The sequence below is a fragment of the Burkholderia sp. KCJ3K979 genome (genome assembly GCF_016759955.1).
Classification (GTDB): domain Bacteria; phylum Pseudomonadota; class Gammaproteobacteria; order Burkholderiales; family Burkholderiaceae; genus Burkholderia; species Burkholderia orbicola.
In genome coordinates, this window is sequence record NZ_JACFYV010000197.1 from 1 (window position 1) to 12,390 (window position 12,390).

The window sequence follows — 12,390 nt, forward strand, 5'->3', positions numbered from 1 at the left end:
GGCGTGAAGCGCGATGCGGCGATCTCGATGAGTTGCCGCTCGACGCTGCCGCCCGCCTGCCCGGCCAGATTGAAGTAGCTGTGGTTGGTCAGGTTGACGACCGTATCCTTGTCCGTCGTGGCCCGGTAGTCGATGCGGATCTGGTTGTCGCGGGTCAGCGTATAGGTCACGTCCGTCGTCAACGTGCCGGGGAAGCCGTTCTCGCCGTCGGGGCTCACGTAGCGCAGCGTGACGCTCGAACCGGTCGTGTCGCTGTGCGTGCCGGTGACCGTCCAGACCTTCGCGTCGAAACTGTCGGGGCCGCCGTGCAGCGTGTTCGGCCCGTCGTTGACCGGCAGCTTCCACGTCTTGCCGTCGAGCGCGAAGCGCCCGCCCGCGATGCGGTTCGCATACCGGCCGATCAGCGCGCCGAAATGGATGTTGCCGTTGTGCGCCTCGTAGTCGCGCAGCGAATCGAAGCCGAGCACGATGTCGGCCGCGTGCCCGGTGCGGTCAGGCACGTCGAGCGCGGTCACGATACCGCCGTACGTGATGACTTTCAGCGTCACGCCGCGCCGGTTCGCGAGCGTGTACTGGCTCACCGCCTGCCCGGTCGCGGTCGTCCCGTAATCGGCGCGGCTGATCGAGACTTCGGGCGCCGCCGATGCAACGGCTGCGTGCAGCCCGAACGTTGCGAACACACCTATCGCGAGCATCGGTCGTCGCGGCCAGCGTCGTTTCATGAAGACCTCCCAAGTGATGCGGCCCGTGCCGGTGCGCAAGTTGCGTGCCTGCACGTCGCCGCGTTTGTCATGCCGTGCTCCGCATCCGCATCGCGACGCTCACGTATGGTCCGCGCGCCACCGGCGAGGCGTGACGCCGGTCAAGCGCGTGAAGGTGCGCGAGAAATGGCTCTGATCGGCGAAGCCGCACGCAACGGCGATCATGCTCAACGGCATGTTCGGGTCGCGCATCCATTCCTTTGCCCGTTCGACGCGCTGCACGATGAGCCAGCGATGCGGCGGCAGCCCGGTCGTTCGATGAAACGCCTTGACGAAATGGCCGCGAGACAGCCCGCACGCGCTCGCCACGTCGGCCAGACCGATGTTGCCGTCGAGGTGCGCGAGCAGCAACTCCTTCGCGCGGCGCGCCTGCGACGGCGTGAGCTTGCCGTCCGACCTTTCCCGCCGCTCGCCGACGCCGCCGTAACGATGCGCGACGTGCGCCTGAAACGCCAGCCCCACGTGATCGATGAAGATCTGCGACGCTTCAGCGGGCCGGGCCAGCGCGGGCAGCAGCGCGTGTCCGAGCGCATGGATGACCGAATCGTGGGTGCTCAGATGCGGCGGCAGATAAAGCTGCGGCCGCTGCCGGCCGCCGAGGTCGTCGACCGTTTCCTCGAGCGTGTGGCGCGGCAGATGGAAATGCAGGCAATCGAACGCGCCCTGGAGATCGGCCACCCAGCGACGGTCGAGATCGTAGATCGACACGGTTCCCGCGTCATACGGAACGAACGGTGCGGGGCGGCCGTCGAGCCACAGATCCTGCTCGCCGAACGGGTGCAACTGCAGCACGATCAGATCCGTATTCTCGAGTTCATAGGGCGCGGTCAGCCCCATGTTCCTGCGCAAGGTCTTCAGCCGGACGATACCGATTTGCCCGTTCGGCAACGCTTGCGTGACGACGGTCTGCCTGACGTCGGCGGGGATGAAATCGGACGATGCGGTATCCGGCTGAGGGGCGCTCATGGGGCGAGGCGGGAAGCTGAATGAACGAGGCTTATCACTCTAGCAAATCGCGGCGACGCACGCTGCTCGCGCTGCACCCCGCACTGGTATGATGCGCCAGCCACCCCCCTACCGGAATTTTCGATGAAGCTGTCATTCGAAGCGCTCGAAGCCCTGGACGCGATCGACCGCACCGGCACCTTTGCCGAAGCAGCGGAACTGCTGCATCGTGTCCCGTCCGCGCTCACCTACCTGGTGCAGAAACTCGAAAGCGATCTCGGCGTGGCGCTGTTCGACCGCAGCGGACGGCGCGCGAAGCTCACGCATGCGGGCCGCATCGTCGTCGAGGAAGGCCGGCGCCTGCTGCGTGCCGCCGAGCAGCTCGAAATGAAGGCGCTGCGCGCGCAACAGGGCTGGGAAACGGAAGTCCGCGTCTGTATCGACGAAATCCTGCCGTTCGACGCGCTGTGGCCGTACGTCCACCGGTTCTACGCGCTCGGGATGGACACGCGGCTGCGGCTGTCGACCGAAGTACTCGGCGGCGCATGGGATGCGCTGATTTCGCGGCGGGCGGATCTCGTCGTCGGCGCGGCGGGCGAACCGCCGGAATTGCCGGGCATCGTCGCACGGCCGATCGGCTCGCTGAAACACGTGTTCGCGGTCGCGCCGTCCCATCCGCTCGCGGCGCTGCCCGAACCGCTGTCGATGGCGTCGGTCGTCCAGTATCGCGGCGCGGTGATCAGCGATACGTCGCGCGAACTGCAGCCGCAGTCGGTCGCGATCGATGCGGGCCAGCCGTATCTCGCGGTACCGACGCTGGCCGCGAAGCTGGAAGCGCAATGCGAAGGGCTCGCGGTCGGCACGCTGCCCGAATGTATCGCGGCGCGCGCGATCGCCGACGGCAAGCTCGTCGCGCGTCAGGTGACCGGCATGCGCGATACCACGCACTGCTATCTCGCGTGGCGCGGCGACGAGGCGGGCCGCGCGCTGCACTGGTGGGTCGAGCAACTCGACCAGCCCGATCTCGTCGATCGTTTCACGACGCCGGACTGACACGCGCGTTCACGGCACGCCGGCACGCCGGGACCGCACGCGCGGGGCGCCCGTCGATGGCTGACGGCCCGGCATCGCGCGCATCATGCAGCGCCCCGGCACGGCGCCACGCGCCGCGAAAGAAAGCGCACGCCCATCCCCTCGCGCCGGCGGCCCTCACGATCCGGCCGCACGTCAGCCGAGCGAATCGTGCAGCCGCTTCATTTCCTTCTCGAGCCAGCCGATCAGGCTGAACCCCGCGTGCGCTTTCTCCACCGGCGGAATCATCATCCGCTCCTCGGTCGCGATATGGTCGGTGAGCGACTCGCACATCAGCCTGCCGAGCGCCGGCTTCCTCGCGATCAGTGCCGACAGATCCTCGCTGCGAAGCTGATGCACGGTCATCGCGGTCACCGCGTGAACGGTCGCATGCAGCCGCGTGCCGGCGAGCACGACCGACTGCCCGATCGCATCGCCCGGCGCCATCCGCCGGACTTCCACATCGCCGGACGCCCCCGGCACGAACACCGCCGCGACGCCCGATTCGACGATCGTCAGCACGCGCGATTCCGCATTCGACGCATAGATCACGTCGCCCTTGCCGAACGAACGCGCGACCAGCGCATCGGCCAGCACGGCCAGATCGTCGTCGTCCACGCGCGCGAACAATTCGACCGCGCGCAACAGCAGTAGCCGGCGCGATACCGGTTGCCCTGGCGAGGTCGATGCGGACGCCGGCGCTGAGCCTGCTAGCGGCCGCCATGCGACGCCCGCCGCGGCCAGATGCCGATGCGCGAGATCGTAGAGCGCGTTGCGCACGGTGATTTTCTTCTGCAGCGCGTCGACGTAGCAGACGAGTTCGTACTGGATCGCATTCGCGCGGAACGCCTTCACGACCGCGATCGGCGCGGGGCGCGCGAGCACGTCGAGCGAACTCGCCGCGGCCCGCTCCAGCGCGCCGACGGCCACCGCCGGCCGCACCGCGGGATCGAGGTCGAGCGCGAGCGTCACGCCGTGCAGGCCCGCGGGTTCGCTGAGATTCACGATCGTCGCGCGCGCCGCGGTGCTGTTCGGCACGACGACCAGGTTGCCGAGGCTGTCGATCAGCTTCGTCGCACGCCAGTTGCTCTCGACGATGCGCCCTTCGAGCTCGCCGATCGAGACCGTATCGTCGAGCCGGAACGGTTGCGTGGTATTCAGCACGAGCCCGGAGAACACGTCGTTCAGCGTGTTCTGGAGCGCGAGGCCGAGTATCACCGCCACGGCGCCGGAGGTCGCGACCAGGCCGCTCAACGGCAGGCCGAGCACGTAGCCGAGCGCGGCCACCGCGGCCGCGCCGAACACGATGGCTTCGGCGAGGTCGTGAAACAGCCGCTGGTTGCGCCACGCCTGCGGCAGCAGCAGATGATTGAGCAGCAGACTGAACACGATCGCGCACTGGAGCCACCACGCGATGCAGATGGCCTGAACCGCGATCCGGTCGAGCCCGCCGAGCGATGCGGGCACGGCGAGCGGGCTCACGCCGGTCGCGAACAGCACCGCGCTCAGCGCGGCGAACGCCGCACAGCGCCGGATGGCGCGCGCCACGGCGCGATCGCGCCCGACCAGCCGCCACGCGGCGAGATCGACCAGCACGATCGGCGCGCCGTAGAGCGCCGTATCGGAGAAATTCAACATGTCGGAACGCACGCGCGGCGCGCAAAAGGATGGGCGCGGCAGCACGTACGTCGCCGCGCGGACGGAATCGTCGGGCACATGGCGTGCGGGCCGCCGACGCGCTGGCTGCGGCTAGGCGCGCCGGCGCATGACGCCCGGCAGCGGCAACACGTAGCGGCCGGCGCCCGCGATCGCGATCGTGCCGAACAGGATCAGCAGCATCCACGCGAACTGCGCATCGCGCAGCGGCCAGTCGGGGTGGACGAACACCAGCGCGACGAGCGTGACGATCATCACCGGCAGCGCCGCCAGCCTCGGGTACAGACCGACGATCATGAAGACCGGGCACACGACCTCCGCGAAGATCGCGAACAGGATCGACAGCGTGCGGCCGAGATGGAACGGATCTTCGATGGCCGCGGCTTCGGCCGTGTAATGCACGATCTTCGGCAAGCCGTGCACCACGAGCAACAGCACGCTGGCGGCGACGCGCAGGAACAGCAGGCCGAGATCGGTCGCGTGACGGGAAAGGTCGGGTTGATCAGGTTTCATGCGCGGTTCGTCGGTTGAGCGGGATGCGCGGCGACGCGTGCGCCGGGCGTTTCGCCGCGCCGGCGTTCAGCGGGATCGCGCGACGTCGGCGAGCGCACGTGGTCGATGCGCACGCGTGCCGACGGAGTGTCGGCACGCGCCGTTCAGGCAATCTACGCGCGCTACCTGCCGCCGTCCTGTATCCGGGCTGAATCGTTCTGAAACACGGGAGACGCGCACGAAGCCGGCGTCACGACTCGCGCGACGGCAGTTCGGCCTCGGCCGCATCGAATCCGAGCGCGTGCACTTCCGACCACGCATCGTGCACGACCTGCGTCGACCCTGCGGTATGCGCGAGCGCCGCCGCATACGCGGCCAGCACCCGCACGCGTGCATCGTCGGACACCCCGGTTGCATCCGCGTCGCGCATCGCATCGAGCGCGACACGCGCGCGCTCGCGACATTCGTCGACGAGCGACAGATCGAACAGGCACGGCACCGCGACGGCCGCGAGCGCGATGCCGAGCGCCGCGTCGCCCTGCGCCGAAAATGCCCAGTCGAGCGCGGCACGCAGATTGCCGAGCTCGCGCCGGACCGCATCGAGCCGGGTCGCGCCCTCCGGCCCGCTGCCCGGCGCGTCGCCATCGTGGGCCGCGCGCCGGAACAACGCGAGGAAGTAGGTCGCGTGCGCGCGCGCCGCGGCCGCGCCCTCGCCGTGACTGTCGAGCTGCTGTTGCGCGTAGGCCCGCGTGGTCGTCAGCAGCCGGTAGCGCGGCACGCCGTGCGCGGTCTCGAGGATCACCAGCGATTTCGACACGAGGCCGGCGATCGTATCGAGCAGATCGGCGCCGGCCGGCCCGTTGGCACCGACGACCTCGCGCACGGCCTCGATCGAGAAGCCGTCGCGAAACACGCCGAGCCATCGCAGCAGCAGCCGCTCGGCGTCCCCGAGCAACCGGTAGCTCCAGTCGTACATCGCCTGCAGCGTCTGATGGCGCGGCAACGCGGTGCGAAAACCGCCGGTCAGCAGCCGAAAGTGATCGTCGAGATGGGCGGCCAGCACGTCGATGCCTAGCACGGCCGCGCGGGCCGCCGCCAGCTCGATCGCAAGCGGCAGGCCATCGAGGCGACGGCAGACCGACGCCATCAACGCCAGGCTGCGCGCGTCGAGCGGAAAGCGCGGATCGGCCGCGCGCGCCCGCGCCGCGAACAACTGCACCGCGCTGGCGTTCATCGCCTCGCGATCGCCGGCGCCTTCGTCGGGGACGTCGAGCGGCGGCACCGGACACACGCGCTCGCCATGGATGCGCAGCGATTCGCGGCTCGTCGCGAGCACGCACAGCCCGTCGTCCGCATCGGTGAGCGCGCTCGCGATCTGCGCGGCGGCGTCGAGCAGGTGCTCGCAATTGTCGAGCACGAGCAGCATCCGGCGACGTGCGACGCTGGCGAGCACCGCTTCGAGGGTCAGCGAGCCGGTCGGCTGCGTGATGCCGAACGCGCCGGCCAGCGCGTCCGGCACGAAGCGCGGACACGCGACGGTCGCGAGCGAAACGAATACGGTGCCTTCCGGAAAGCGTGCGTCGGCGCGCGCCGCCGCTTCGATCGCGACGCGCGTCTTGCCGATGCCGCCCGCGCCGACCAGCGTCACGACGCGCGCGCCCTGCAGCGCGGCCAGCACGTCGGCGACCGTCTGTTCGCGGCCGAACAGCGTGCTCGGCGCCGCGGACGGCCGCCACGTCGCGGGACGCACGGGCGCGTCGCCGTCGTCCTGCCCGGCGACCAGCCGATAGCCGCGGCCCGGCACCGTCACGATCAGGTTGCGGTCGCCGGCCAGCGCCTTGCGCAGCGACGCGATGTGCACCTGCAGGTTGTTTTCCTCCACCACGGTGTGCGGCCATACGCGCTGCATGATGTCGTCTTTCGATACCAGCGCACCGTTCGCCCGAATCAACAGCTCGAGAATTTCGAATGCGCGGCTGCCGATGCGCAGCAGCTTGCCGTTCGAACGAATTTCACGTCTGTCGAGAAAAACGTGAAGTGTTCCAATCCGGATCATGAGAATTTCTTGAGGGTGACATTCAACGGCGCCCCACTGAAATCGGGTGCCGGTTCCGCATCAATGCTACGGTATTTGCATGGTCGAATGATTCAAATTATCAGAATGAACGGCTCGAATTTTTTGAAATGACGAAAAATACCGCCGCGCGGCGCTGTTTGCGCCCGAGCACCGCCCAGGCACCGAAATACGGCGAGGCCACGCACGTTTCACGTGCAAATCGTGCATGCGTCCATGAATTCGATTTCGATATATCAGACGAAACGTTTTTCGCGCGGAGAAATACGGCGCATTTTCTTTTCGATTCGCACGGCCGGTTTATTTTCGGCGCCTCTATCGTGCCGGCCGAATATCCGTCGGTTCATTTGCGTGCGCGGCCGGCGCGATGCGCCGCGCGAAACAGGCGGCGCGTGCCCCGCGCCGCCACCGGCCGGCGTCGCGGAGCTCAGCCCTGCACGAACGCCAGCAATTCGTCGTTCAGCCTGGCCGCATGGGTCAGGTACAGCGCATGCGGGCCGCCTTCATAGACGCTCAGCGTCGCATCCGGCACGCGTTTCGCGGTCGCGGCGCCGGTCAGCGCGAGCGGCGCCGTCTGGTCGTCGTCGCCGTGAATCACGCGCGTCGGCACGTCGAACCGTTGCAGGTCGGCGCGGAAATCGGTTTCGGAAAATGCGCGAACGCACTCGAGCGTGCCCTTCAGCCCGCCCTGCAGCGCCATCACCGAGGTCCAGCCGAGCGCCGCGCGCGACACCGTCGAGCCGCCGCGGTTCGAACCGGCAAAGAGCGGCCAGAAGCCGTCGAAGAACGCCGCGCGATCGGCCACGATACCCGCGCGAATGCCGTCGAATACCGCAACGTCCACGCCTTCCGGATGATCGTCGCGGCGCGCGACCAGCGGCGTCACGGAGCCGATCAGCACCGCCTTCGCGATGCGGTGCGTGCCGTGCCGGCCGATGTAGCGGGCCACCTCGCCGCCGCCCATCGAAAAGCCGACGAGCGTCACGTCATGCAGGTCGAGCGTCTCGAGCAGCGTCGCGAGATCGTCGGCCAGCGTGTCGTAGTCGTAGCCGCTCCACGGTTGGCCGGAGCGCCCGAAGCCGCGCCGGTCGTACGCGATGCCGCGCAGGCCGTGCGACGCCAGATGATGCATCTGCACGTCCCACATGTCGGCATTCAGCGGCCAGCCGTGAATAAACACGACCGGGCGGCCGCTGCCCCAGTCCTTGTAGTAGATCGACACGCCGTCGCGGGTGGTGAACGTGCTCATGAAGGTTCCTTTCGAGTAGGGAAGCCGCGCCCACGGACGCGGCCGAAGCGTGCGGCGCGGCGCGTCATGCCCGGGACTGCCGGGCGACGAACTGCTCGAGCGCCGTCGCGAGCACCATCTCGCGGCAGTTCGCGGGGCGTTTCTCGCCGCGCCACTGGGGTTTGTAGATCGCGTCGCCGACCCGGATCGGTTGCCCGGTGAGCGCGCAGCGCGCCACCCTGCGCGCCTTCGCGCTGATCCAGCGTTGTTCGTCGTAGCGGCAGCGTGTCGGATCGCTCCACGACACCAGCATCGACGAATCGGTCTGCCGCTCGACGGCGACGATCGCGCTGCGGCGGCGCACGTCGCCGCTCGACGGCACCGGCGCATCGTCCCGATGCGGGCGACGCGAGCCGTCCGTCTCTCGCGTGCGCGGCATCGGCGGCATCCGGACGCCCGTGGCAGATAGCGGTCCGAGCGACGTGATCATGTGCTCCCAGCGATTGAAGGCGTCCATGGCGGCTTATCCAGGCAGGTGACGGGCGGCGCGGGCCTGCCGGCTCCATTCGCGTGGCGCGCGACGTATGCCGATGACCCGATGCTGACGATAGCCGCCGTGCGCTGAAGAGTCCCGGTCGCGGCCTTAATTTTTCTGCAGTGCGGCAAATCCGTTGGCGGCGCCGCGGCGTTCAAGAGAATTCAGCCGGATTTCAGTACGGCGCGCACCGCGCCGGATTACGCTCCCGACGGCATTCGTTCGTCCGCGCGCCACCATCGACGCGCGACGGCGCACGCCGGCCGGCTGCCGGGCGGGATGGCCGCGACCAGCCGCCACCGATCCACCATCCCGTGCGGCCTCGCCGCCGCATACCTCAGGAGTCCAGATGCATCCCGAACAGACCGACGCCGTTTCGTCGGCCCGCCGCCGCGACATGTTGCTCGCCGGCGCGACGGCCGTTGCCGCAGCCGCGCTGCCCGCCATAGCGGCCGCGGCCGGCACGCCGTCCCACAGCCCCTCTTCGGCCCACTCAGGAGCGCACACGATGAACACGATCACCACCAAGGACGGCACGCAGATCTACTTCAAGGATTGGGGCAGCGGCCGCCCGGTCGTGTTCTCGCACGGCTGGCCGCTGTGCGCGGACGCGTGGGACGCACAGATGCTGTTCCTCGTGCAGCACGGCTATCGCGTGATCGCGCACGACCGCCGCGGCCACGGCCGTTCGAGCCAGCCGTCGCGCGGCAACGACATGAACACGTACGCGGACGATCTCGCCGCGCTGCTCGACGCGCTCGACGTGCGCGAAGCCGCGCTCGTCGGCCACTCCACCGGCGGCGGCGAAGTCGCGCGCTACATCGGCCGCCATGGCACGAAGCGCGTGGCGAAGGCGGTGCTGATCGGCGCGGTGCCGCCGCAGATGGTGAAGTCGCCGACCAATCCCGGCGGCTTGCCGATGGAAGTATTCGACGGCATCCGCAAGAACGTCGCGGAGAACCGCTCGCAGTTCTACAAGGATCTCGCCGTGCCGTTCTTCGGCTTCAACCGGCCGAACGCGAAGGTGTCGCAGGGCACCATCGACGCATTCTGGTCGCAGGGCATGATGGGCGGCATCCACGGCCAGTACCTGTGCGTGAAGGAGTTCTCGGAAGTCGACTACACCGACGACCTGAAGAAGATCGACGTGCCGACGCTCGTGCTGCACGGCGACGACGACCAGATCGTGCCGATCGACGATTCGGCCCGGCTGTCGTCGAAGATCGTGAAGCACGCGGTGCTGAAGGTGATCGAAGGCGGCTCGCACGGCATGTGCGTCGTGAACGCCGATCGCATCAACGCCGAGCTGCTTGCGTTCCTGCAGGCGTAAGCACGCGGTCCGTCGCGGCGGCGCGCATGCCGCCGCGACGGACGCGACGGACGCGCCGTTCAGGACTTTTCAGGAAATTTCAGACCGCCCGGCGCCACACTTACGGCGCCCGCACCGGGCGCAACAGGATGCCGAGCAGCGCGCCGGCGAGCGCGAACGCCATCGCCACCCGGAAGTTGTCGGCCAGCGCGAGCGTCGTGGCCTGCACGCGCACCGCGCGATCGACGAGCGCATAGGCCGCCTGGTTGCCGGTCGCGAACGTGGCGCCATGCGCGACCAGCGACGCCGCGCCGGCCCGCAGCCGTTCGAGCGTTTCGGGATCCGACAGCGACACATGCAGACCGACGAGATTCGAATGGGTAGCCTCCCTGATCCGCTGAATCACCGCGATCGACGTCGTGCCGAGCTGCCCGCTCAGCAGGCGCGTCGCCTGCACGACCGCGCCGAACGTCAACGCGTGCTCGGCCGTCACGTGCTTGCCGAAGAAGAAGATGACCGACGTGAGCGCCATCGTCTGACCGAGCGCCTGCAGCAGCTGCGACGGAATGAAATCGGGCTCGGCCCACACCGGCGTGAGCCGCGACCCGAACGCGAACGCGATCGCCACCATCGCGAAGCCGGCGACGATCAGCCGGCGCGGATCGACCCGCTGCAGCAACAGCGCGACGCACGGCGCGAACAGCAGTTGCGGGATCGCGATCCAGCGCAGCGTATCGCCGATCTGCAACGGCCGCAGGCCGTACGTGCTGGCGAGGAACAGCGACGGGATGAAGCTCGTGTTGAGCACGGTGAAGCGCACGAGCCCGACGAGCACGATCAGCAGCGCGATGTTGGGCCGCGCGAGGTAGCCGAGATCCAGCCCGGCGCGCGGCGACGTCAGTTCGTGGATCAGGAATGCGGCGATCATCAGGATGCCGGCGGCCAGCAACGCGACGATCAGCGGCGACTGCAGCCAGAACAGCCGCTCGCCCTGATCCAGCGCGATGCACAGGCACGCGAAGCCGCCCGCGCCGAGCAGCATCCCGCGCGCATCGATGCCGGACGCAAAGCGCTTGATCGGCTCGTCGGCGAGCGACAGCATCAGGCACGCGATGAACGGCACGGTCAGCGCCGCGTTCTGCCAGAACAGCCAGCGCCAGCTCAGATGTTCGCTGTACCAGCCTTCGAGCGTGGCCGACAGGTTCAGCGACATCTCCAGATTCATCGCATACGCGGCGATGCCGAACGGAATCAGCCGCGGCGGCAGCGTGCGCACGACGAAGCCGACCGTCAACGGCACGAACACGCCGGACGCGAGCCCCGCGATCGCCTGGCACACGATGAACGCGCCGAATTGCGTGCACAGCGGCAGCACGCTTTCCGCACCGAGAAACACCACGGCGCCCGCGACCAGCACGCGGCGCGTGCCGAACATGAAGGCCGCCGCGATCGCGAGCGGCCCGACGAACATCTGCGACGCGGTGAACGCGGTGTTGATCCACGCGCCCTCGTCGACGCCGACGCCGAGCGCGCCGCGCACGTCGGCCAGCCCGAGCGACGTGATGCGCGACGTCAGCGTCGCGATGATGGCGCCGAGCAGCACGGCCGCGATCGCGGCGATCGACCGAAACGTCGGAATGTCGGAGGCCGGGCCTGCGGCCGGCGCCGGCACGGCACTGCCGGTGGCGAACGTCGTGTTCATCGTCGAGCGGCTCCCGCATATCAAGCTGGCGCAAGCATAACGCGGTGCGTCGAATCCTGCCCGTACGACGGAGTTTGCCGATCATGACCCCACCCTCTCCCGCGCCGTCGCCCGCTGCGCCCGCGCGTTCCCGACGGCTGGCCGTCGTCGCGATCGCCGTGATCGCGCTGCTGCTCGTCGCATTGCTCGTGTACGAGTTCGATGCACGCGATCGCGGCACCGACGACGCGTACGTGACCGGCCACCTGCACGTGATCTCGCCGCGCGTCGCCGGCACGGTCGAGCGCGTGCTCGTCGACGACAACCAGTTCGTGCATGCGGGCGACGCGCTCGTGCAGATCGACCGGCGCGACTTCGACGTGCGCGTCGCGGCGCAGCGCGCCCGCGTCGCCCAGGCGCATGCCGATGCGAGCCGCGCACGCGCGCTGATCGAGCAGGCGGACGCGGCGCTCGTGTCGGCGCACGCCGATGCCGAAAAGGCCGAACTCGATTACGCCCGTGCACGCGAACTGACCCGCGAGACGCCGCGCGGCCTGTCGAAGCAGGAATTCGATGCGGCCGATGCCGCCCGCAAGTCCGCCCGCGCGCGCGTCGCGGCGGCCGATGCGCAACGGCGC

The 12,390-nt window shown here is 68.8% G+C and carries 12 protein-coding genes; 3 read left to right on the forward strand and 9 right to left on the reverse strand.

Annotation, left to right across the window (positions count from 1 at the left end; all coding sequences use genetic code 11):
• Positions 1-722: aldose epimerase family protein (locus H3O04_RS28510; RefSeq protein WP_202588943.1), on the reverse strand; the 722-nt coding region annotated here is incomplete at its 3' end.
• 99 nt (positions 723-821) lie between these two features.
• Positions 822-1,727, reverse strand: a complete 906-nt coding sequence (locus tag H3O04_RS28515; RefSeq protein WP_011545657.1) for a helix-turn-helix transcriptional regulator — start codon at positions 1,725-1,727, stop codon at positions 822-824.
• Positions 1,728-1,850: 123 nt separating this feature from the next.
• Here H3O04_RS28515 and H3O04_RS28520 point away from each other — a divergent pair, with 123 nt between their 5' ends.
• Positions 1,851-2,759 carry a LysR family transcriptional regulator gene (locus H3O04_RS28520; RefSeq protein ID WP_012337491.1) on the forward strand — a complete coding sequence of 303 codons (909 nt, stop codon included), beginning with the start codon at positions 1,851-1,853 and terminating at the stop codon, positions 2,757-2,759.
• Between the two features lie 174 nt (positions 2,760-2,933).
• Here the strand turns inward: H3O04_RS28520 and H3O04_RS28525 are convergent, their stop codons facing one another.
• From H3O04_RS28525 to H3O04_RS36330, 6 genes are all read right to left on the reverse strand, one after another.
• Entirely contained in the window at positions 2,934-4,415 is a 1,482-nt protein-coding gene (locus tag H3O04_RS28525) for a mechanosensitive ion channel family protein (RefSeq protein WP_202588944.1), read from the reverse strand.
• A 111-nt stretch (positions 4,416-4,526) separates the two neighbouring features.
• Positions 4,527-4,946: a DoxX family protein gene (locus H3O04_RS28530; RefSeq protein WP_011545659.1), complete on the reverse strand. Its 420-nt coding sequence runs from the start codon at positions 4,944-4,946 to the stop codon at positions 4,527-4,529.
• Between the two features lie 229 nt (positions 4,947-5,175).
• Positions 5,176-6,981 carry a winged helix-turn-helix domain-containing protein gene (locus H3O04_RS28535; protein ID WP_006481355.1) on the reverse strand — a complete coding sequence of 602 codons (1,806 nt, stop codon included), beginning with the start codon at positions 6,979-6,981 and terminating at the stop codon, positions 5,176-5,178.
• Positions 6,982-7,426: 445 nt separating this feature from the next.
• A complete protein-coding gene (locus H3O04_RS28540) occupies positions 7,427-8,248 on the reverse strand; it encodes an alpha/beta fold hydrolase (RefSeq protein WP_202588945.1) in 822 nt (273 codons plus the stop codon).
• Between the two features lie 64 nt (positions 8,249-8,312).
• Complete coding sequence (locus H3O04_RS28545) at positions 8,313-8,744, reverse strand: DUF3331 domain-containing protein (RefSeq protein ID WP_006481357.1); 432 nt, start codon at positions 8,742-8,744, stop codon at positions 8,313-8,315.
• 126 nt (positions 8,745-8,870) lie between these two features.
• Positions 8,871-9,290 (reverse strand): hypothetical protein, encoded by a 420-nt coding sequence (locus tag H3O04_RS36330; protein WP_236593050.1) that lies wholly within the window; start codon positions 9,288-9,290, stop codon positions 8,871-8,873.
• Here H3O04_RS36330 and H3O04_RS28550 point away from each other — a divergent pair.
• Entirely contained in the window at positions 9,271-10,092 is an 822-nt protein-coding gene (locus tag H3O04_RS28550; RefSeq protein ID WP_230462067.1) for an alpha/beta fold hydrolase, read from the forward strand. The two genes, H3O04_RS36330 and H3O04_RS28550, sit on opposite strands and share 20 nt — an antisense overlap.
• 100 nt (positions 10,093-10,192) lie before the next feature.
• Here the strand turns inward: H3O04_RS28550 and H3O04_RS28555 are convergent, their stop codons facing one another.
• On the reverse strand, positions 10,193-11,773 hold the full coding sequence (locus tag H3O04_RS28555) for an MFS transporter (RefSeq protein ID WP_202588946.1): 1,581 nt from the start codon (positions 11,771-11,773) through the stop codon (positions 10,193-10,195).
• 83 nt (positions 11,774-11,856) lie between these two features.
• Here H3O04_RS28555 and H3O04_RS28560 point away from each other — a divergent pair.
• Positions 11,857-12,390: biotin/lipoyl-binding protein (locus tag H3O04_RS28560; RefSeq protein WP_202588947.1), on the forward strand; the 534-nt coding region annotated here is incomplete at its 3' end.